The organism is Amycolatopsis sp. VS8301801F10, assembly GCF_046195355.1.
Taxonomy (GTDB): Bacteria; Actinomycetota; Actinomycetes; order Mycobacteriales; family Pseudonocardiaceae; genus Amycolatopsis.
Window position 1 is genome coordinate 6,074,975 of sequence record NZ_CP176065.1, and the last position, 22,059, is coordinate 6,097,033.

The 22,059-nt window shown below is 70.0% G+C and carries 16 protein-coding genes; 10 read left to right on the forward strand and 6 right to left on the reverse strand.

What is annotated here, in order from left to right:
* Window positions 1-29: 29 nt before the first annotated feature.
* Window positions 30-1,385 carry an amidohydrolase gene (locus F9C11_RS28705; protein WP_409180474.1) on the reverse strand — a complete coding sequence of 452 codons (1,356 nt, stop codon included), beginning with the start codon at window positions 1,383-1,385 and terminating at the stop codon, window positions 30-32.
* 105 nt (window positions 1,386-1,490) lie between these two features.
* Here F9C11_RS28705 and F9C11_RS28710 point away from each other — a divergent pair, with 105 nt between their 5' ends.
* From F9C11_RS28710 to F9C11_RS28735, 6 genes are all read left to right on the forward strand, one after another.
* Window positions 1,491-2,600, forward strand: coding sequence for a zinc-binding dehydrogenase (locus F9C11_RS28710; RefSeq protein WP_409180475.1), 1,110 nt, complete (start codon window positions 1,491-1,493; stop codon window positions 2,598-2,600).
* A 33-nt stretch (window positions 2,601-2,633) separates the two neighbouring features.
* Window positions 2,634-3,599, forward strand: a complete 966-nt coding sequence (locus tag F9C11_RS28715) for an aldo/keto reductase (RefSeq protein WP_409180476.1) — start codon at window positions 2,634-2,636, stop codon at window positions 3,597-3,599.
* 78 nt (window positions 3,600-3,677) lie between these two features.
* A complete protein-coding gene (locus tag F9C11_RS28720; RefSeq protein ID WP_409180477.1) occupies window positions 3,678-4,655 on the forward strand; it encodes an alpha/beta hydrolase in 978 nt (325 codons plus the stop codon).
* Entirely contained in the window at window positions 4,652-5,626 is a 975-nt protein-coding gene (locus F9C11_RS28725) for an alpha/beta hydrolase fold domain-containing protein (protein ID WP_409180478.1), read from the forward strand. The genes F9C11_RS28720 and F9C11_RS28725 overlap by 4 nt, the downstream gene beginning before the upstream one ends.
* On the forward strand, window positions 5,623-6,849 hold the full coding sequence (locus F9C11_RS28730) for a multidrug effflux MFS transporter (protein ID WP_409180479.1): 1,227 nt from the start codon (window positions 5,623-5,625) through the stop codon (window positions 6,847-6,849). The genes F9C11_RS28725 and F9C11_RS28730 overlap by 4 nt, the downstream gene beginning before the upstream one ends.
* Window positions 6,850-7,021: 172 nt before the next feature.
* A complete protein-coding gene (locus F9C11_RS28735) occupies window positions 7,022-9,181 on the forward strand; it encodes an ATP-binding protein (protein WP_409180480.1) in 2,160 nt (719 codons plus the stop codon).
* A gap of 328 nt (window positions 9,182-9,509) precedes the next feature.
* Here F9C11_RS28735 and F9C11_RS28740 read toward each other — a convergent pair whose 3' ends face one another.
* The gene (locus tag F9C11_RS28740; protein ID WP_409180481.1) at window positions 9,510-10,751 is read right to left on the reverse strand and encodes a hypothetical protein; all 1,242 of its coding nucleotides are present in this window, start codon (window positions 10,749-10,751) and stop codon (window positions 9,510-9,512) included.
* Window positions 10,752-11,020: 269 nt separating this feature from the next.
* Between F9C11_RS28740 and F9C11_RS28745 the strand changes: the two genes are divergently transcribed.
* A complete protein-coding gene (locus F9C11_RS28745) occupies window positions 11,021-14,065 on the forward strand; it encodes an AfsR/SARP family transcriptional regulator (RefSeq protein WP_409180482.1) in 3,045 nt (1,014 codons plus the stop codon).
* 444 nt (window positions 14,066-14,509) lie between these two features.
* Here F9C11_RS28745 and F9C11_RS28750 read toward each other — a convergent pair whose 3' ends face one another.
* Together F9C11_RS28750 and F9C11_RS28755 are read right to left on the reverse strand one after the other, a co-directional pair.
* The gene (locus F9C11_RS28750) at window positions 14,510-15,022 is read right to left on the reverse strand and encodes a GNAT family N-acetyltransferase (RefSeq protein ID WP_409180483.1); all 513 of its coding nucleotides are present in this window, start codon (window positions 15,020-15,022) and stop codon (window positions 14,510-14,512) included.
* Window positions 15,019-15,594: a hypothetical protein gene (locus F9C11_RS28755; RefSeq protein WP_409180484.1), complete on the reverse strand. Its 576-nt coding sequence runs from the start codon at window positions 15,592-15,594 to the stop codon at window positions 15,019-15,021. Before F9C11_RS28755 ends, F9C11_RS28750 begins: the two co-directional genes overlap by 4 nt.
* Before the next feature lie 194 nt (window positions 15,595-15,788).
* On the opposite strand from F9C11_RS28755, the gene F9C11_RS28760 reads away from it, so the two are divergent.
* Both F9C11_RS28760 and F9C11_RS28765 read left to right on the forward strand, forming a co-directional pair.
* The gene (locus F9C11_RS28760) at window positions 15,789-16,706 is read left to right on the forward strand and encodes an AurF N-oxygenase family protein (RefSeq protein WP_409180485.1); all 918 of its coding nucleotides are present in this window, start codon (window positions 15,789-15,791) and stop codon (window positions 16,704-16,706) included.
* 1 nt (window position 16,707) lies between these two features.
* Entirely contained in the window at window positions 16,708-18,210 is a 1,503-nt protein-coding gene (locus F9C11_RS28765) for an FAD-dependent oxidoreductase (RefSeq protein WP_409180486.1), read from the forward strand.
* Window positions 18,211-18,479: 269 nt separating this feature from the next.
* Here the strand turns inward: F9C11_RS28765 and F9C11_RS28770 are convergent, their stop codons facing one another.
* Both F9C11_RS28770 and F9C11_RS28775 read right to left on the reverse strand, forming a co-directional pair.
* Window positions 18,480-19,103 (reverse strand): hypothetical protein, encoded by a 624-nt coding sequence (locus F9C11_RS28770; protein WP_409180487.1) that lies wholly within the window; start codon window positions 19,101-19,103, stop codon window positions 18,480-18,482.
* A gap of 49 nt (window positions 19,104-19,152) precedes the next feature.
* The gene (locus F9C11_RS28775) at window positions 19,153-19,929 is read right to left on the reverse strand and encodes a lysozyme (RefSeq protein ID WP_409186991.1); all 777 of its coding nucleotides are present in this window, start codon (window positions 19,927-19,929) and stop codon (window positions 19,153-19,155) included.
* A 296-nt stretch (window positions 19,930-20,225) separates the two neighbouring features.
* On the opposite strand from F9C11_RS28775, the gene F9C11_RS28780 reads away from it, so the two are divergent.
* Window positions 20,226-22,019, forward strand: coding sequence for a hypothetical protein (locus tag F9C11_RS28780; RefSeq protein ID WP_409180488.1), 1,794 nt, complete (start codon window positions 20,226-20,228; stop codon window positions 22,017-22,019).
* Window positions 22,020-22,059: the final 40 nt, after the last annotated feature.

Consider the following 22,059-nt stretch of genomic DNA (forward strand, 5'->3'; position numbering starts at 1 on the left):
GGAACGCCTCGGGGTTCCCCGCACGGACGTCACGCAAGGCCCGAGCGGTCGTACACGATCTGTCCATCCAGGACAGTCAGGTCGACTTCAACCCCGGGCAGCTCAGCGGGCGTCACCGAGAACGGATCCGCGGACAACACGCACAGATCGGCCGCCATCCCCGGCTCGAGCGTGCCCTTCCACGCCGCCGCACCGTCCTGCTGAGCCGGGTGCACGGTGTAGCAGCGAAGCAGCGTTTCCATCCGCTGCCGCACATCCTCGGCCGGGCCCATCCACTGGTCCGCGGCGGCGATTTCCTTGCGCCAGTCCGGCGGGAGCACCGGCGCGTCCGACGTCAGGCACAGCGGGATCCCGGCGTCCAGCGCGTCCCGCAGCGGCCACGCGGTGTCCGAACTGCCCGGCCCGAGCGCCGCGTCGACCACCGAGGCGGTCCGCACCGCGATCCCGGCCTGTGCGGACAGCCCGACCCCCAGCCGGGCCATCCGCTTGAGCTGGTCCGCGTTGACCAGGTCGCCGTGGATGACGTAGTGCCCGAGGTCGACGTCGCGCTCCTCGCGGGCCCGTTCGACGGCGTCCAGCATCAGCTCGATCGCCCGGTCGCCGGTCGCGTGCACGCCGACCTGCAGTCCGGCCTCGTGCGCGGTGCGGACCATCCGGGTGAAGTTCTCCTCGCGCTCCGGGTCGTCCGCGCCGCCGACGAGCAGGTGCGCGTGGCTGCCGTCGGCGTAGCAGTGGTGGGTGTAGGCCGAGCGCATCGGCGGGATGCCGTCGGCGAAGATCTTCACCCCGCGGAAGTTCAGCCGGCGCGGGTCCGGGCCCGGTCCGTCCACTGTGGCCAGTCCGGCGCGGAAGTTGTCGAACGTGCTCGGACCGTCGAGTTCGCCGTACAGCCAGAGCGCGGTCACCCGCGCCCGCAGCAGCCCTTCGGCGGCCAGTTCCCGGTACTGCTCGACGACGGACATGCCGAACGCGCCGAGGTGCCCGTCGTCCTCCCCCGGGCCCAGGCCGGGTTCGGTGTAGCTCGTAATGCCCAGCGCGGCAAGGATTTCGCCCGCGCGGAGGATGGCCGCCCGGCGTTCGGCGGCGGTGCGCAGCGGCTTTTCCGGGCCGGGTCCGGGCGCGCCTTCGTCGGCGAACAGCGTGTCCGGCCACAGCGCGCCGAGCCACGTGGCGTGCAGGTGCGCGTCGTTGATGCCCGGCAGCACTGCGCGGTCGCCGAGGTCGAGCACTTTCGTGCCGGGTCCGATCAGCTCCCGCGTCTCCGCGTCGGTTCCGGCGCGCAGCACGCGTCCGTCCCGCACGGCCAGCGCGGTCGCGGGCGCGGCGCCGGCCATGGTGTGCACCGCCGCTGCCCGCAAGACGAGATCCGCAACTGAGGTCGGCACAGGCGCTCCTGGAGGGGATTCGGGGACTCGACATTTTTGTCGACGTCCGTAGACTAACCCATCGTCCGGTCCCGCAGGGCCCGCCAGTCCCCGGAAAGGTTCCCCATGACCGTCCCGACTTCCACCCGCGCCGCGGTGCTGACCGAGCACGGCGCGCCGCTGGAGCTGACCGAACTCCCGCTGCCCGCCGACCTCGAGGCCGGCGCGGCGCTGGTCCGCGTCTCGTGCGCGACGCTGTGCGGCACGGACGTGGAGATCTGGTCCGGGAAGATGAGTTTCCCGGGCATGCTGCCGATGGTGCTCGGCCACGAAATGGTCGGCGAAGTCGTGGCGGCCGGGCCGGACACGCGCGACGCGCTCGGCCGCGCGATCGCCGTCGGGTCCCGGATCGGCTGGTCGGAATCCACCTGCGGCGAGTGCTACGGCTGCACGGTGCTGCGCGAACCGGTCGCGTGCTCGCGTCGCGGCTACGGATTCCTGCAGCGATCCGACGTCGCGCCGTTCGCCACCGCCGGGCTCTGCGAGTACGCCTACGTCGTCCCCGGCGCGGCAAAGCTCCTCCTGCCCGCCGAAGTGCCGGACACCTGGGCCGCGATGGCCGGGTGCGCGGCGAAAACCGTGCTGCGCGCGTTCGACCGCGTCGGCGGGGTTCGGCCCGGATCCCGCGTCGTGGTGCAGGGATCGGGTGCGCTGGGCCTGTTCGCGACCGCGGTCGCGCATCTGAGCGGGGCGGGTCGCGTCATCACCGTCGGCGCTCCCGCTTCGCGGCTGGAGCTGGCGAAGGAATTCGGCGCGGACGAGGTGGTCGACGTCGCGGGCGGGTCGGACGCGATCGTCGAGCGCGTCGCCGAACTCACCGGCGGACACGGCGGCGACCTCGTGCTGGACTTCGCCGGCGCGCCGTCGGTCGGCCGCGAGGCGGTCGCGATGGCGGCGCAGCGCGGGCGTGTCGTGGTCGTCGGCAGCACCGGGCCGGAGCCGACGCCGGTCCCGCTCGGCACGGTGATGGGCAAGGAACTGACCGTCGTCGGTTCGCTCAACGGCGACATCGCCGACTACCACCACGCGATCGAGTTCTTCGGCACGTTCGCCGCCCGGATGCCGTGGGACCGGCTGTTCGGCAGCCCGGTCGGCCTGTCCGGCGCGAGCGAGCGGATCGAGGCCATGCACCGCCTCGACGAGACGAAAGCCGTCGTCGACCCCCGGCTTCCCTGATCGACCGTTTCCCTTACGAGCCAAGGAGGTCTCGTGTCCGCATCGTCGCCCCTTCCCCGCCGCAAGGTCGGCACGTCCGGGTTGGACGTTTCGCTGCTCTCGCTCGGTTCCTGGCACACCTACGACCGGATGGATTTCGCCGACGCGGTCGCGATGATCCGCGCCGCGGTCGAAGCCGGCGTGAACCTCTTCGACGTCGGCGTCTACGGCATGCCCGGCCACCCGCCGGTGTTCACCGACGTGCTCTGGAGCGCGATCGTCCGCGCCGCGCGCATCCCGCGCGAGGACTACCTGGTCTCGGCGAAGCTCTGGATCGAAGGCTTCGGCGACCAGGGATTCCGGCCGCAGCTGGAAAACGCGTTCCTGCGCGGCGGTTTCGACGTCGCCGACCTGGTGATCCTCGGCGACCTGCGCCGCGACGACGTCGCGCTGGAGGACCTGGTCGAAGACCTCGCCGGGCTGGCCCGCTCCGGGCTGATCCGGGCCTGGGGCGTGAACAACTGGTCGGCCGGGAACATCGCGCGGCTGCGCGAAATCGCCGAGGCGCTGCAGGTGCCGGGCCCGCAGATCGCGCAGCTGAAGTACAGCATCGGCCGCCGGTCCATTCCGGACGGCGAACCGTTCGCCCGGCTGTTCGCCGACGGTTTCGTCATGCAGGCCTCGGACGTCCTCGAAGGCGGCATCCTCGCCGGGCGGACCAAGCTGACTCGCGAGATCGGCCGCGACCCCGGCGACGTCCGAAAGCGGATCACCCGCGACGCCCCCAAGGTCGTCAAGGTCGCGGAGGAACTCGGCACCAGCGCCGCCCGCCTCGCGGTCGCGTTCACGCTGACGCATCCGGCGAACGTCACGACCCTCTTCGGCGCGACCCGGATGGAGCAACTGGAGGACAACCTCGCCGCGGTCGACCTGGTCGAGAAGGTCGGGGCCGAGCAGATCCGCGCGCTGGTGGAACCGTTCTGGGCCGACCGCGACGCCGTCGATCCCGAAGGCCCCTGACCCGCCGTCCCCGTCCTCGCGTCCGTGAGGCGGTTCCCCTCACGGACCGCACCCGCCCGCCCGGCCCAGGAGGCTGCCTTGACCTATCCCCCCGTCCCGTTCGACCCGGAGATCGAGCCCGCGCTCGCCGAGATCGTCCCGGCCGACGCCCCGCCGTTCACGCGAGAGACGATCCCCGGCCTCCGCCGCGCGATGGCCGACATGTTCCCGCCCGCCGCGGAAGTCGTCGGCGACGCACCGGTGACCGTCGTCGAGCAGACCATCCCCGGTCCGGAAGGCGCGCCGGACCTGGAAATCACCATCCTGTCCCCGCACGAGAACGACGGCGCGCTGCCGGTGCTCTACAACATCCACGGCGGCGGCATGATGGTCGGCCACCGCAACATGGACGTCGGCCGGTTGCTGGCGTTGGTGCTGGAGCTGAACGTGGTGGCGGTGAATGTCGAATACCGGCTCGCGCCCGAGCACCCGCACCCCGCGCCGGTCGAGGACTGCTACGCCGGTCTGGTGTGGACAGTCGAGCACGCCGACGAGCTCGGCGTGGACCCGTCGCGCGTCGTGGTGATGGGCGGCAGCGCAGGAGGCGGCCTCGCCGCCGCGGTGTCGCTGCTGGCCCGCGACCGCAACGGCCCGGCCATCGCGGGCCAGCTGCTGCTGTGCCCGATGATCGACGACCGCAACACGACCGTGGCGAGCCAGCAGTACTCCGGGATCGGCACTTGGACGCGAGAATCGAACCTCGCCGGATGGAAGTCGCTGCTGGGCGACGCGGCCGGCACCGACGACGTCTCCCCCTATGCCGCCCCGGCGCGCGCGACCGATCTATCCAATCTGCCTCCGGCGTTCATCGAGGTCGGCAGCGCGGAACCGTTCCGCGACGAGGACACCGAGTACGCGCTGCGGATCTGGGCCACCGGCGGACAGGCCGAACTGCACGTGTGGGCGGGCGCCTTCCACGGGTTCGACATGTACGTGCCGGACTGGCCGATCAGCAAGGCCGCCCTCGAAACCCGGAACTCGTGGCTGCGCCGGATCCTCGGAAAGGCAGGCAAATGAGCATCCCTCCGGTGCCCTACGACCCGGAGCTGGAGCCCGGCCTGGCCGCGTTCCTCGACCTGGTCGAGCGGATCCCGCTGCGCGCCGACACGATTCTGGCCAACCGCGCGCATTTCGCCACGATCATCCCGCCCGCCGAGCAGATCGTCGGGGACCGCCCGGTCGAGCTGACCGAGCACACCGTGCCCGGCCCCGAAGGCGCGCCGGACATCGTGCTCACCGTCGTGCGTCCCGCCTCGGGAGCCGCCGGCGCGCCCGCGCTGTACAGCATCCACGGCGGCGGAATGGTGCTGGGCAACCGGTTCTTCGGCCTCGACGGCCTGGTCGACGACGTCCTGCGGTTCGGCGCGGTCGGCATCTCCGTGGAATACCGGCTGGCCCCGGAAAACCCGGCCCCAGCCGCCGTCGAAGACTGCTACGCCGGTCTGTTGTGGACAGTCGAACACGCCGAAGAACTCGGTATCGACCCGTCCCGCGTCGTCGTCACCGGGGCCAGCGCGGGCGGCGGCCTGGCCGCGGGCGTCGCCCTGCTGGCCCGAGACCGCAACGGCCCGGCCATCGCCGGGCAACTGCTCGCGTGCCCGATGCTCGACGACCGCAACGAATCGGTCTCCACCCGGCAGTACGACCGAATCGGCGCCTGGGACCGCAACAACAACGACACCGGCTGGAACGCCCTTCTCGGACCGGCGCGAGGCACCGACGCCGTCTCGCCGTACGCGGTCCCGGCTCGGATGACCGATCTGTCCGGTCTGCCTCCGGCGTACCTGGACGTCGGCGCCGCGGAGATCTTCCGCGACGAGACCACCGAGTACGCGCTGCGGATCTGGGCCACCGGCGGCCAGGCGGAACTGCACGTGTGGGCGGGCGGCTACCACGGTTTCGCCGGTTTCTCCCCCGAAGCGGAGGTCTCGCGTTCCGCGGTCGCGGCCCGGCTGTCGTGGCTGCGCCGGATCCTGCGTGCCGGATGAAGCGAGTCCAGACCGAGCCGGGTCCAGTCTTGCCCAACAACCGCCCGGGCGCGCTCCGGATGGCGGTCGTGCTGGGACTGCTGGAGGTGTTCGGCCCGATCTCCATGGACCTCTACCTGCCGGCGCTCCCCCAGCTGGCCGACGACCTCCGGGCCGGGCAGAGCCTCGCGCAGGCGACCATGTCGGTGTGCATGCTCGGCTTGGCGTTCGGCCAGCTCGTCGTAGGCCCGCTGAGCGACCGCTTCGGCCGGCGACGGCCGCTGCTGACCGGGATCGGGCTGTTCACCGTGCTGTCTGTGGTGTGCGCGTTCGCCCCGTCGGTCGAGGTGCTGCTCGCCGCGAGATTCCTCCAAGGATTGTGCGGTTCGGCTGGGATCGTGCTGTCGCTAGCCGTTGCCCGAGACCTAGCCGAAGGCGTCGAACTGGTGCGGCTGCTGGCCTTGCTGACCACCGTCGGCGCGCTGGCGCCGATCGTCGCCCCGGTGATCGGCGGCCAACTGGCGGCAATCATCGGCTGGCGCGGCATCTTCGGCGTCCTGGCCGGAATCGGCGCGGCCCTGCTGATCGTCGCCGCGACCGCGTTGCCGGAGAGCCTGCCACCCGAGGCACGACATCCGCGGCGGGGCAGCGGCGAGTTCCGGCTCCTGCTGAAAGACCCGCTGTTCCTGGGCTTCCTGCTCGTAAGCACCTGCGGCGGAGCGGCGTTCTTCACTTACCTGGCGTCGATCAGCTTCGTGCTGCAGGACGGATTCTCGTTGTCACCGCAACTGTTCAGCGCCTGCTTCGCGGCGAACGCGGTGATGTCCGTACTCGGCGCACAAGTGAACCGAGCAGCAGTGCGCCGAGCAGGTCCGGTCCGGATGTACGTGCTGGGCACGACCTTCACCGCCGCAGCCGCGCTGACGATGCTGGGAGCGGTGTTGTTCGGAGCGGGGCTGGCAGCGTTGCTGATTCCGTTGGCACTGCTGATGTTCGCGGGCGGCACCACGCAGGCGAACGGCAACGCACTAGCCCTGGCCAACCACGGCCAGCGAGCCGGAACCGCAGCCGCGCTGCTCGGAACGTCGTCGTTCGCGATCGGCCCGATTGTCGCACCGCTGGTATCGCTGAGCGGGACGACGCCGTTGTCGATGAGCCTGACCATGACGGTGGCGTACGGAACCGCGACGATGCTGCTGTGGTTGGCGGTATTGCCCCGGCTGCGCCGATCAGGGACCGCCTGACGGCCTGGTGCCCGCTCGGACAAGCACTCCGAAATTGAGCCGAAAGGACTATCCAGTTGCGGCTCGCCTGTGCCGACGGGCGCGCGAATTGACCAGGATCACAGATGAACCCGTCCAAGCGCTATCCCCAACCTCCGCTCACAAGGGAAAATGAAGTCGGGGGGAGCGATTGATGAGGAATGGTGAAAGACACGACAATCTGATCGCCGCCGAAGTGTCCGGTCCGGTGGTGCAAGCAGGAGTGGTCCACGGCGACGTCCATGTGCATTCCCGGCGGGAGAGACGCACCGTCCCGCGGCAACTGCTGCCAGTCTCGGCCTCGTTCACCGATCGGGAGCGGGAATTGGCCGAACTCGACCGGATGATCGGCGATCAGCAGCAACAAGGACCTCGCGTCGCCGTGCTCGCCGGATCGGGCGGGGTGGGGAAGACGGCACTGGCGTCGCGATGGATAGCCGACCGCGCCGACCGCTTCCCCGACGGGCAGCTCTACGTCGATCTCGGTGCGTTCGGTTCCACGGATCCCGCCTCTCCCGAAGAAGTACTGGGCCAGTTCCTCCGGGCGCTCGGCGTGCCCACCGCGCAGATCCCGGCTGAGCTGCCCGCGCAGACCGCGCTCTACCGATCGGTGACGGCCGAGCTGAAACTGGCTGTGCTCGCGGACAATGCCGACTCGGCCGCCCAGGTCCGGCCGTTGGTCCCGGCGTCCCCGCACAGTGTGGTGGTGGTGACCAGCCGCTGGCGGCTGGGTGCGCTCGCGATGGACGGGGCGCGGGTGCTGCTCGTGGAGCCGCTCAGCTCCGTTTCGGCGTTGGAACTGCTCCGCCGGGCGATCGGCATCGATCGAGTCACGACCGAACCCGAGCCTGCACAGCAGCTGGTCGAGCTGTGCGGCGGACTGCCGATCGCGGTGTGCGTGGCGGCCGCCCGGCTTTCCACCCGGCCGCGATGGCCGATCTCCCGGCTGGTGGGCGCGCTCGCCGACGAACGACGCCGATTGTCCGCGCTAGCGGTGGCCGACGAGGCTGTCGTGCAGGCCAGCTTCGACCTCTCCGTGGCCGGACTGGCGCCAGACATCGCGCTCGTCTACCGGTTGTCCGGGCTGCATCCCGGCGCGGACTTCGGAGCCGAAGTGGCGGCGGCCGCCGTAGACCGTCCGACCGTCGAGGTCGAGGACGCCCTCGACGCGTTGGTCGACGCGAGCCTGCTCGCTGACGCCGGCCCGGACCGGTACCGGTTCCACGACCTCGCGCGGGTGCACGCGCGGCAACAGGCGGAAGCGCACGAGAGCGAATCGTCCAGAACCGCCGCGGTGCACCGCATGATCAGGTGGTATCTCGACCGGGTACTGGCCGCCGATCTGGTGATCACCCCGCTGCGTCCCAGAATCAGCCCAGGCTACGAGCGGGTCCGCGTCCTTCCCGCACCGGTGCCGGACGCGACCGCCGCACTGGACTGGCTGGAGCGGGAGCTGGCGAACATCGTGGCCGCGATGCGAGCCGCCGCCGACCAATCCGAGCCTGAGCTGGTGTGGCAGTTCTGCGAAGGGCTGTGGGGACTCTTTCTCCACCGCAAGCACTATCGCCAGTGGCAACGCACGCACAGATGGGGCATCGCCGCCGCCCGGCGCTGCGGCAACCGCCGCGCCGAGGCGCGGCTGGAGGTTCAGCTCGGCTACGCCCATCTGAACACTGGAGATTACGACGACGCCAGAGACCATTTCACCGCGTCGCTCAACGTGGCTCTCGCCATCGAGGACAAAGTGGCCCAAGCACGTGCTTGGGAACACCTGGGACTCCTCGCGCACAGCACCGGATCCCCTCGAGAAGCATACGAGCACTACGCCCGGGCACTAGCGATCGCGGAAGAATTGCGGCAACCGCGCAGCATCGTTCTCCACCGCCGCCGCCTCGGGGAAGCGTGCCGCGACCTCGACCGCCCAGCCGAAGCGGTGGAACACTTCGAGCGGTCGGCCGAGATCGCCCGCGATATCGGCGACGAGGTGCTGAGAGGGCGAGCGATGGCCCGGCTCGGCGATCTGCGGCTGCGCCTCGGGGACTCCACCGCGGCGGACTCCCTCTTGCGCGAAGCGGTGGACCTCCTCGGCCAGCATGGGGCAGCGGCCTACCAAGCTGAAGCGCTGGAAGCGCTCGCCGAAGCAGACCTGGCTGCGGACCGCGTCGAGAGCGCATGCCGGCACCTCGAGCAAGCCCTGGAGATCTACGCCGTCGCGGAGGACCCGAAGGCCAGGCGCGTGTCCACCCGAATCACCGAGATCACCGCGGCACAGAAAGCCGCCGGCGACCAGAACCCAGGCGACGGCCACGAGTAAGGCCGATCAAGAGGTCCACCGAAGGAAAATCCGCGAGAGCCGGCCAGCACCGCTTTTGTGCCGCTGCGAGTTTCCAGTACGTGTTCTCCCTCTCGCGCGGCCGCCACCGCAGCGGCGCAGCCCGGCAGCAGCGCCAGAATCTCGCCCACCGCAGCCCAAGCCGACGCCTTCGACGTGCGTTCCGGCGCGACCACGACGTCCGCGCGGATCAGCCACGACGTCGGCGCGGAGTCCTCGCTTGCGATCAGCACATGATCACGCACGCCGACCGGCTCAGCCCACGACACGTCCCACACACCGGGTGCCGGATTGGTGGTTCGCCACTGTGTCATGGCCGTTCCCCGGCTGATCCCTCAACGACGGCGCGGCGAGGCAGCGGTACGGGCGTCACCTCGATCTCGTGCGGTGGTTCGGGAATGCGGAGCACCCGATACATCTCCCGCCGCAACAGCGCGCTCGCCCGGCCGGGCAACGAGGTGATCCGTGCCGCGATGCCGGCGTACCAGTCTTCCGGCCGACTGGCCGCGAGAGCGCGCAGCTGCTCGTCTGCCGGCAGATCCGGCCGCAGCTTCGGCGCGAGCTGCCACAGCGACGCGGCAAGGCTGCCCGCGCGCACGTCCTCAGCGGAGCCGGGATTCAGCAGCACCGGCGTGCCCAGGGCCGCGGCGTACTGGGTGACCGACCCGTGATCGCCGATCACGTAATCCGCGGCCACCAGCGCGGCCCGCCAGCCGTCGTCCGGCGGCAGCAACCGCAGCCCGGCGTCGAGCGCCCTGGCCAGCCACGCGTGGATCTGCCACGAACCGTGCATCGACCACGTCAGCGGGTGCAGCGCGGCGACAACCTGGTAGTCCGTCGAAGGCAGTTGGACCGTCAGCCGGTCGAGGAGGTGCGGATTGCTCCCGAACAGCGAATGCCTCGACCAGGTCGAGCTGACCAGGACCAGTTTCCGTCCGCTCCCTACGTCGAGCGCGCCGCGATATCGGTCGCGCAGCGGAAGACTCGCCCGCAATCGGTCGAAGCACAGATCGCCCGCCACGACAACGCGGTCAGCGGCCTCCGGGCACTCGTGCCGCAGCCAGCGGGCGTCCTGCTCGTGCGCCGTCAGCACCGCGGCGGGAACGACTCGCCCGTCCCGGACCAGCCGGTACCGCGGATGGGCCAGAGACTGCCGGGCCGCAAGCTCCGGCGGCAGCGGGCTCCGGCGGAACCTCGGGCCGCTCACGCCGTGCGGCATGACGATGACCGGAGCCGAGATCTTGTCGATTCCGAGGTAACTGGCCGCGATCGCCAGGTCGAAGCGCGTCCGCAGCACCTGGTGCCACGGAAGCAGCAGTCCGCCCCAGGCACGGACGTACTCCTCCACTCCGTCCCAGCGGTCCTCCAACGCGGGGACGGTGAACAGGACCTGTACCCGGTGGTCGGCGCGCAGGAGGGGAAGCACCTCCGCCAGCCGCGTCCCCGCGGTCATGTGCGGCACCACCACCAGCACGGTGCGGCACCCCGCCCGGGTCACCCATCGCTCCGCCGCCGCGTTCCCCGGCGCCCGCGTCCACGCGCTCCCGCTCACCGGGTCACCTCCCGCTCCATCGGAATCCGCATCTCCATCGCTCGATCCCCTCCGGTTCGCCTCGACTGGCCGAGGCCGATACGGAAATCGTCGACAGCGCTCCATTCACGGCACTTTCAGCGCATGCGGAAAACCCCTTTCACCCGCAGCGAGAAGGTGACAGATATTTGCCAGAACCGGCACCGATTGGCGAAACCGGTATTGAGGTGGAAAACTGCGGGCACGGGAGCGCGGCCGCGGTGAACGCGGCGCCTGGGGAGGGGTGCGCGATGAAACGACCCGTCGTCATGGGATTTCTCGGGCGAACCGCGCTGCGAATGCACGGCCAGATGAGCGTGCATTGGGAGCGGCCACAAGCACGTGCGGTCCTCGCCGTCCTCCTCGCGCACGCGGGCCAGCGAGTTCCCGCTTCGGCCCTGACCGAACGCGCCTGGCCGGAAGAGAGAAGACCGCGCAATCCCGCGTCCACGCTGCACACCTACACCACTCGAATCCGCAGCGCCCTGCAGGCCAACGACATCCCCGCCCGACTGGAAACCGCCGATGGCGGCTACCAGTTGCATGCCGACAAAAACTCGATCGATTACTACCGGCTGAGGGAATTGATCAGCGATTCCTACCGCCACTCTCGAAATAACGATCATGAGAACGTCTGCGCCTGCCTCGAACAAGCGATCCCGCTGTGGAATGATCTTCCGCTCGCCGACGTGCACTCCCCCTGGGCCGACAACTGGAGGCGTGCCGTGCTCGCCGACGAATGGCTTCCCGCCAATGACCTCCTCGTCGACAGCTATCTCGAACTCGGCCAGTTCGACATGGCATTGCGCCGGCTCAACGATCTTCACCGCGAGCACGGCTTCACGCTGAGCGGCACTCAGCGACGACTGACCTTGATGACCCGGCTAGGCCGCCGCGATGACGCATACCTGCACTATGTGTCGACGCGGCAGCGCCTCCGCCGGGAAGGCGACGACGAGTCGGCGGACGCGCTCAAATGCCACTACGACACGCTCATCGCGACAGCGCCCCGCTCGGCCGCCAAGTCCACCGCCGCGCCGGCGAGCAGCTACTCCCGTGCCCCGCGCCAGCTGCCCCGCGACGTACCCAACCTCGTCGGCCGCGACGCACTGCTCGATCGCCTGGACGCCATCACCGGCGCCGCGGCAGCCGATCCGGCTCCCGCGGTCATCCTGCTGACCGGACCGCCCGGGGTCGGAAAAACGACCGCCGCCGTCCGCTGGGCTCACCGCTCGGCACAGCGTTTCCCCTGCGGGACTCTGTTCACCGATCTTCGCGGGTTCGCACCAGGCATCCCGCAAACGCACGCAGAGGTCGTCGACCGCTTCCTCGCCGCGCTCGACCCCTCCGCCGACCAGTATCCCGGCACCGGCAACCGGGCCGAGCAACTGCGCGCTCTGCTCGCCGAGCGACCGGCCCTCGTCATTCTGGACAACGCGGCCAATTCCGATCAGATCGAGCCGCTGCTGAACCTGTTCGCCCACTGCGTCGTCCTGATCACCAGCCGCAACAGCCTGCGAAAGGCCAGCGCTCGGTATCACTTCACCGCACTGGCCGTCGAGCCGCTGTCGCTGCCCGCCGCCACCGCGCTGCTGGCAGACCGCATCGGAGACCGCGCCAAGTACGAGCCCGGCCCGGTCCGCGACCTGGCCCGCCGCTGCGCCGGGCTTCCGCTCGCGCTCTCCCTGGTCGCGGAACGCGCGGCGAGCCGCAGCGGCGTGCCCTTGCGAGGATTAGCCACTCAGCTGCGCGACCACGATGAACTTTTGTTCCTGGAAAACGACGCCGACACCCCTCCCAGCGGTCTGGCCGCCGCGTTCGCCTGCTCCTACGAAGCACTCTCCCCCAGCGCTCAGCGCACCTTTCGCGCGCTCGGGCTGCACCCGGGCACCGACATCGGCGTGCACGCCGCGGCGGCGCTCACCGGCGACACGGTCACCGCCACCAGACGCAATCTCGACGCGCTCCACAGCGCTCACCTGCTCGATCAACGCGAGCAGATCAACAGATTCCACGTGCACGACCTTTTGCACGCCTATGCCGCACACCTGTGCGCCGATCAGGACCACCGCGCCGCCCGGCACCGGATTGTCAGCTTTTACCTGCATTCGGCAGCCCGCGCGCATGCGCTGGTCTTCCCGCATCGCCCGGGCCCTCCCCTCCCGCCGGTCGCCCCTGGGTGCGAGCCTCTCACCCACGCCACGGCCGAGGAGGCCGAGCAGTGGTGTTTGAAAGAGGCCGAGAACCTGGCTTCAGCGGCCCGCTACGCGACTGCCCACGGGCTCGAGGACCACGCTTGGCGGCTTCCCCACACCACACTTTTCATCCTCGACCGGCACGCGCGCTACCCGGCGATCGTCGCCGGGCTCGAACTCGCCGCGGCCGCGGCCGCCCGCTGCGGCGAACGCGAGGCGGAGGCGGCTACTTTGAACGACCTTGGACAGACCCTCATGTTGATGGGAGAGCACGACCGCGCCCGCGACCACCTGTACCGCGCGCTCGACATCGTCAGCGAATGCGACAACGCCGCCTTCCGCATCGTGGTCCAGCTCAACATCGCCCACCTGGAACACGAAACCCAGCGGCTCAGCACCGCGATCGACCTCCTCGCCCACTGCGCTCAGCTCGGCTCCCAACTCGGCGATCGCGGCTTGGAGGCAGGCATCGCCCACCAGTTCGGCGAAACACTGCGCGCCTTGCACGACCGCGCGGCCGCACAGAGGCATTTCGAACGCGCCCTCCGCCTGCGAGAACAGGTGGGCGACCTTCCGGGGCAGATCGCCGCGCACGTCGAGTTGGCCGATCTGGCCTGCCTCCGCGACGACCACCCCGCCGCCGAGCGGCACGCAGACGACGCCCGAACGCTCCTCGCCCGCTCGCACGATACCGACGCGCGCCTGCGCGTCCTGCTCCTGATCGCCCGCTTGCGGCACAGCCAGGGACGCCCGGACGAGGCGATCCAGCACGCCCGCGAGGCGATTTCGCTGGCTTATCAGGCGCATAACCCGGTCAAACACGCATTGGCCCTGGAAATACTCGGAAAGATTTACCACGCCGAAGGCGAATCCGGTAAGGCTTACGACGCGTGGACAATCGCGGCCGGCCTCCTCGAAGGCAGGGCAGAGCATGTCGCGACGCATCGGATCGCCCGCTGCCTAGCCGATATCGACGGAGGGGCGACGTTCGTTCCCGCCGCCCGCGGCACTGACGCGACCGCGGCGGCTCCCGCTCCGCCTCGACTTTACCCGAAGGTAACTCACGAAAATTGCGTCACTCAGACCGGGGATCTCACCTGATACGCTCTGCGAGATGCTCACCCTAACGTGTTAATTAATAGGGCAATCTGCTGAAACTTTGCTGCTCACAGCCCTTTCCGCACGCCTCCAGGGCTGCCGTCAGTAGATCGCCCTAGACAACGTGGATCTCCACTGGCATGGTTGCGCTGCCCGAAGGAGTAGCGGTTGCGCACACTCCGGGCATCATCTCCCGCACCGCCAGAAGGGTATGCACGTTGTTCCGCAATCCTCGTATTCTTGAAGCAGCCATGGTGGCCACCGCTTTCGTCTTCGCGGGCGCCGGCTGGTTTAAGTACTTTTAATTGTCGCCGCGGTGTGCGCCGCCGGACGGCGCACACCGCACAAAGCGGGGATGACAGGCGAAGAACAACGGGGAAATCAGCCGATTTCATGCCGTCAGCTTCTGAAAAAGACCAGCATTTCTCTCTTTCGAGCATCCGCCGGTCATCCCTGACCCGGACCGCTTGACTCGAACACGAGCTGACCGTCCTCCTCGCCGACCTCCCGGAACCCCGCCTTCTCCAGCACCCGGCAGCTCGCCGCGTTCCCCGGCAGCACATACGCCCGCAGCTCCGCCGCGAGTGCGGGCTCCGGATGGTCGTAATGCCACCGCCGCAACGCCTGCGTCAGCTCCGTGGCCAGCCCCGCGCCCCACGCCGCGCGCGTCAGCACATAGCCGACTTCCCGGTGCCCGCTGCGATGGGCGATCCCGAACCCCGCCCGGCCGAGAAATCCCGCGGCGCCCTCGACGCGCCATTTCGACCAGCCGCGCGTCCAGTGTTCGGCGATGAACGTCTCCAACCGTTCGCGGGTCGCCTCCCGGGTCTGCGGGCCGGTCGTCAGGTGTTGCATGACCGCGTCGTCGGCGTGCAGTTCGGCGAGCTCGTCCAGGTCTTCGGGCAGCCAGGTGGTCAGGCGCAGCCGCGGGGTGCGGAGGATTTCTTCCCGGGCGGTCACCACCCCGGGTGGTACGGCGTCGGCGGGGTTTTCGGCAGCAGCCACGCACCCGTCGCCCGGTGCGCGGCCAGCACGATCGCGGCGACCGGGACGATCAGCCACAGGAAGCCGCTCGGGAAGGTCATCTGCAGCGTCGGCGGCGCGCTCTTGCGGACGAAGCTGGAACCCAAGCCGACGATCATCAGCACCACGATGTCCAGCACCGCCAGGCTGGCGCCGACGAGCACGCAGATCCGGCCTGCCTGCGAACGCTTGAACAGGCCGATCGCGCCGGCGACCGCCAGTGCCGCGATCGCCAGGTACAGCGCACCGACGATGCCGGTGGAAAGCAGCCTGGACGAGGACGGATTGTCGATCATCCGGATCACCGCCACGATGAAGCCGATCGTGCCCACCAAGCCGATCACCGAGGAAAGCGTCGCGGCGGCGACGGCGGTCGCCCCGAAGTACGCGGTCGGCGGCGGCTGCGCCGGGAACTGGCCGCTGTGCGGGGGCTGCCCGCCGTAGGCAGGCGGCAACGGCGAGTACTGCGGCGGCTCCGCGCCGGGGTAGGGCTGCGGCGGTTGCGTCACGACGGCGGTTCCTCCGGGGGTCAGGAAGACATTCGCGGCTCATCCTGCCAGGTCAGCCGCTCCTTTCCGGGCCGATTGCCCGAACGGGCGACACGCGGTTCGCCGGCGCCTCTCGCGATGCGGCCAGATAGGTGTTACCTTAGGTAACAGTGAATCGCGGTAACGCCTAATCAATGTCGCTCAGGGAGGACCGTATGACCAGCGCAGACGTGCAGCGAGCACCGGAGGCAGCCTTGTCCGGCCGGCACGAGACCGCGCAGCGGCTGCTCGACTCCTCCGCGACCCTGTCGTACGACCCGGCCACCGAGGTCGACTGGGAAACCCCGCTGGACAAGGACTTCCACGGGGCCAGCCCGGAGTGGAGCACCCTCTACGGCACGAGCTACTGGGCCGAGATGACCCCGGAGCAGCAGAAGGAGCTGACCCGCCAGGAGGCGGCGTCGGTCGCGAGCACCGGGATCTGGTTCGAGATGATCCTGCAGCAGATGGTGCTGCGCGATTTCTACGCCAAGGACCCGACCGACCCGGCGTTCCAGTGGGCGCTCACCGAGATCGCCGACGAATGCCGCCACTCGATCATGTTCGCCCGCGGCGCGCAGAAGCTCGGCGCTCCCCCGTACCGGCCGCGCCGGCTCGCCGTCGAACTGGGCCGCGTCTTCAAGGCGGTCGCCAGCGGCGAAGCGGCGTACGCGGCGATCCTGGTCGCCGAAGAGGTCCTCGACGTGATGCAGCGCGACTGGATGCGCGACGAGCGCGTGGTCCCGTTCGTGCGCACCATCAACAACATCCACGTCGTCGAAGAGTCGCGGCACATGAAGTTCGCCCGCGAGGAGACCCGCCAGCAGCTGGAGGGCGCGGGAGCCGTGCGCCGCCAGGTCAACGCGCTGGTCATCGCGATCGCGTCGTACTTCATCGTCAGCAGCATGGTCAACCGCGACGTGTACAAGAACGCCGGGCTGGACACCGAGCGCGCGGTGCGCGAGGCGAAGGCCAACGAGCACCACAAGTCGATGATGCGCTCGAGCTGTGCCGGGCTGATGGAGTTCCTCGGCTCGTGCGGGCTGCTCACCAAGCCGGCGCTGGTGTTCTACAAGCGGGCGAATCTGATCTGACATGGCCTTCGCGATCACCCAGACCTGCTGCAACGACGCGACGTGCGTGTCGGTGTGCCCGGTCAACTGCATCCACCCGACGCCGGACGAGCCGGACTTCGGCACCACCGAGATGCTCTACGTCGACCCGGCGTCCTGCATCGACTGCGGCGCGTGCGCCGACGCGTGCCCGGTCGACGCGATCTTCCCGGTGGATCTGCTGACCGACTCGCTGAAGGTATACGCGGGCATCAATGCGGACTTCTTCGCCGACCGCCCGGCGGCCGCCGCGAACCCGGCGCCGAACTTCCACCGGTGGGGCCCGCCGACGTTCGACCGCGAGATCCCGAGCGACCTGGAGCCCGCGGACGTGGCCGTCGTCGGCACCGGCCCGGCCGGGATGTACGCGGTGGAAGACCTGTTGCTGCACACCAACGCGCGGGTCACGCTGATCGACCGGCTGCCGGTCGCGGGCGGGCTGGTGCGCTTCGGCGTCGCCCCGGACCACCCGGACACCAAGCGGATCGGCGAGGCTTTCTCGCGGTTCCACCAGCACCCGCGGCTGAAGCTGAAGCTCGGCGTCGAGGTCGGCCGCCACGTGACGGTGGACGAGCTGGCCGAACGGCACGACGCGGTGATCTACGCGGTCGGTGCGTCGTCCGCGCGCACGCTCGGCCTCGCCGGCGAGGACCTGCCCGGCAGCCTCGCCGCGACGACGGTCGTGGCCTGGTACAACGGCCATCCGGACGTCCCCGCCGACGCGGTCGACCTGTCCGCGGAGCGAGTGGTGCTGATCGGCACCGGCAACGTCGCGCTGGACGTCGCCCGGATCCTCACCGCCGACCCGGACGAGCTCGACGGCACCACCATCGCCCCGCACGCCCTGGAACGCTTGCGCTCCAGCAAGGTCCGCGAGGTGGTGCTGCTCGCCCGCCGCGGCCCGGAGGACGCCGCCTACACCTCGCCGGAGCTGATCGCGCTGGCCCAGCGGGCGAACGTGCCGCTGGTGGTCGACGCCGAAGACCCGCGCACCGCCGCGGCGATCGACGCGGGCGCCGGAAAAGCCGCGCTGCTGAAGGACTTGGACCGCGAGCCGATCGACTGGACCGCCCCTCCCGCGGACGGCCCGCGCCGGATCGTGCTGCGCTTCCACTCGGCTCCGCTGGAGATCACCGGCGACCGCCACGTGCGCGGCCTGCGGGCCGACGGGCCTTCCGGTCCGGTCGAGATCGCGGCCGGCCAGGTCGTGCGCGCCGTCGGCTACCGCGGCCGCCCGGTGCCCGGGCTCCCGTTCGACGACGCGGCCGGAACCATCCCGAACACCGCGGGCCGGGTCGAAGGCCGGACCGGCGCGTACGTGGTGGGCTGGATCAAGCGCGGCCCGTCGGGCGGCATCGGCGCGAACCGGACGTGCGCACGGGAAACGGTGGCGACGCTGCTGGCGGACATCACCTCCGGCGCGGTTCCGCTGCGGGGACGGCGCTCGCCGATCGCGGCGCTGGCTGCCCGGTTCCGGGGCCGCTGAGCGAGTTCTGTTTTCGAAGCCCCGGCCGCGATTCCCGTCGCGGCCGGGGCTTCGCGCGTCGCGGCCGATGCGTGCGTTGCCGGATTGTCGGGCAATCCGGCGATCTCCTCCTCGGCCCGAGCGTCGCGCTCGCGACCTAGACCCCGCCCTCGCCGCCAGCCAGGTCCACCGCGTGGCCCGCCGACCCGCCGCCCTCGCCTGGCCCGAAGCCGCCAGCAGCTGACCGGCGCCCTGCCGAGCGATTTTCCTTGACCGGGCAAGAGATCCGATCACTCCGTTTTCCGCCGAGCCGCCAGAGTCTCCTCCACCTCGGGCACCCAGAAGCTCAGCTCCAGCGTCTTCACGTTCGCCCAGTGCGTCAGCATCCGGCTCTGCGCGACCAGCACCGGGCACGCCACCGCGAACAGCGCCGCCGCGCACGCCGCGAACACCCGATGCGGCCCGGCGATCAGCTCCACCGCCGACGCCACGAACCCGAACGCCATCGCCGGGCTGGAATTGCGCAGCATCAGGCCGGTGGTGCGCACGCGCGTCGCCTCCATCGCCGCGTCGGCGTCGTGCAGTTGCAGCGCCGAGAGCAGCAGAAACGAATCCGCCTCGACGAACGCGCATCCGCGCGCGGCGGGATTGCGGCGCAGGAACTCCTCCCGCGCGTTCCGCTTCCGCCGCCGGGGCAGCCACCTCGACACCCGCGCGCCCAGCGGGTACGCCAGGTACCCGAGCAGGTAGCTGGCCACCACGATCCCGATCACCACGACCACGCCCGGTCCTCGGGCGACAGCGGCCAGGTCGACCCAGTGCAGCCGTCCGGCGACGTAGGCCAGGACCGCCAGATGCAGGGCGCCCGGGATCGCGTAGGTGAAGATGTCGAAGAGTCCGATCGCGAAAGTCACCCGGCGATCCAACTACGACCGGGCCCCTCCCGGCACGGCTTTCCGGCGATCAGGCCGACGAACCGCCTCCCCTGGCGAGCGCCTGCACGCGGTTCATCGGGCCGTTGTAGTAGTTCTGGTCGCCGGGGAGGCTGCCGGTGCGGGAGAACTGCCAGATGCTCTGCTTGTCCCAGCCCGCCGGGAGTTCGCCGATCTCCGGGGCGTACCGGGCCAGCCACAGCGGGTTGGTGTCGCCGAATCCGCCCGCGTTGCCGGTGCAGAGCTTCCACCACGACGTCGAGGTGTAGATGATCGCGCTGCGCCGCTGTTTCGCCAGGTGCCGGCGGGTGAAGTCGGCGATCCACGCGGTCATGTCGGCCTGGCTTTTGCCGTAGCAGGCGTCGCCGTAGGGGTTGTATTCGATGTCCAGCGCGCCCGGCAGCGTCGTGCCGTCGCCGCGCCACGCGCCGCCGTGGGCGATGAAGTAGTCGGCTTGCTGGGCGCCGCTGGAGACGTCCGGGCGGGCGAAGTGGTACGCGCCGCGGATCAGGCCCGCGTTGTGCGCGCCGTTGTACTGCTGGTCGAACTGCGGGCTCACGAATCCGGTGCCCTCGGTCGCCTTGACGTAGGCGAACCGGGCGCCCGCTCCGGCGGCCTGGCCCCAGTCGACCGCCCCCTGATGGCCGCTGACGTCGTGGCCGAGGGTCTGCCCGGCCGCCGGGTCGAGCCGCGGGCTCCCGCTCCGCACGCCCTCGTGGCGCAGAATTTGTGAACCGGCAACGTTTTCGCCGGCCTTCGAGTAGTCCGCGGCCTCGGCCGGTGCGGCGGTCGCGACGCCGCACGCCATCGCCAGGGCCGACGCGGCGGCGGCGAAGGCCAGCCGCCAGGTCTTGTCCGTCGCTGTCCGGGTCACCGAGACTCCGATCTTCACGGCAGCAGGTCCAAGGTCATCTTGGGGCACGACGCGGCGCGGGGCTGGCTGCGTCACCCGGACGTGAACGAGATTCCGATAGCCGGAATTCGCGCCAGTGGTCCAGACAACTGTGACCGAGTTGTGACCGGCGGCGCCGAGCGGGGCGTTTAATTTGTTGTGGCCTACCACAAACTGGTTGGCAAATTCCCTACCGGCGGAGGTGTCCCCCCGTGAACAGGACTCATCGACCCCGCGGACCCGCGTTGCTCGCGCTGGCGCTGCTCGCCGCGGCCGGGCTCGCCGTCCCCGCCGCGGCGGCCCCAGCGTCCGCGCAGGCGGACTGCACCGGCCAGCCCGACCAGCCGGATTTCGGGCCGAACGTGCACGTTTTCGACCCGGGAATGCCTTCCGCGACGATCCAGGCCCAGCTGGACAAGGACTTCGAGGCGCAGAAGGACACGCAGACCGCGCAGTTCGGCCCGGGCCGCGTCGCGCACCTGTTCAAACCGGGCGCCTACGCGGTGCACGACAACGTCGGCTTCTACACCTCGGTCGCCGGCCTCGGCCGCAATCCGGACGACGTGCAGATCAACGGCGACATCACCGTGGACGCCTTCAACGAGTCCGACCAGGGTTCGGCACTGCAGAACTTCTGGCGGTCGGCGGAGAACCTGGCCGTCACGCCGTCCAGCGGCAGCGACCGGTGGGCGGTGTCGCAGGCCGCGCCGTTCCGCCGGATGGACATCAAGGGCGGGCTGCAGCTGTTCCCGGCCAGCTACGGCTACGCGAGCGGCGGGTACGTCGCCGACACCCGCGTGTCCGGTCAGGCCGCGTCGGTTTCGCAACAGCAGTGGTACACGCGGGATTCGGCGCTGGGCAGCTGGGACGGCGGCGTGTGGAACATGGTCTTCTCCGGGACCACCGGCGCGCCGGCCACCTCGTTCCCGAACCCGCCGGAAACCACGCTCGCGACCACGCCGGTTTCGCGCGACGTGCCGTACCTGTATGTGGACGAGGGCGGCGACTACCGCGTCTTCCTGCCGTCGCTGCGCACGAACGCGTCCGGACCGAGCTGGGCGAACGGCGGCACGCCCGGCGAATCCGTCCCGATGAGCCAGTTCCGCGTCGTGAAGCCCGGCGACACCGCCGCGAGCATCAACAGCTCCCTCGACTCCGGCTGCAACCTGTTCTTCACCCCCGGCACCTACCACCTCGACCAGACGCTGAACGTGACCCGCCCGGGCACGACCGTGCTCGGCATCGGCTATCCGACGCTGATCCCGGACAACGGCGTCGACGCGATGCACGTGTCCGATGTGGACGGTGTGCGGGTGAAGGGCCTGCTGTTCGACGCGGGCGCCCAGAACTCGGCGGCCCTGCTGACCGTCGGCGAAAGCGGCAAGCACACGAGCCACGCGGCGAACCCGACGTCGCTGCAGGACGTGTTCTTCCGGGTCGGCGGCGACCTGGCCGGGAAGGCGACCACCAGCCTGGTGGTGAACAGCGACGACACGATCGTCGACCACGTCTGGGCGTGGCGTGCCGACCACGGCAAGAGCGGCACGGTCGGCTGGACGACGAACACCGCGGACACCGGGGTGCTCGTCAACGGCGACAACGTGATCGCGACCGGGCTGTTCGTGGAGCATTACCAGAAGTTCCAGGTGGTGTGGAACGGGCAGAACGGGAAGACGATCTTCTTCCAGAACGAAATGCCTTACGACGTCCCGGATCAGGCTTCGTGGAATTCCGCGCCCGGCACCGCGGGATACGCCGCGTACAAGGTCGGCCCGGACGTGACGGCCCACGAGGCGTGGGGGCTGGGCAGCTATTGCTTCTTCGACACCAACCCGGCGGTTTCGAGCTATCACGCGTTCGAGGTGCCGCAGAACGGCGGGGTGAAGCTGCACAGCCTGCTCACGGTTTCGCTGAACCACCGCGGCACGATCACCCATGTCGTGAACGACACCGGCGACGTGACGCCGGACGGCACCAAGCCGGTCAACGTCCCGAATTACCCGTGATCCCGTCTGGTGGCCGCCCGCGCGGGCGGCCACCAGCGGT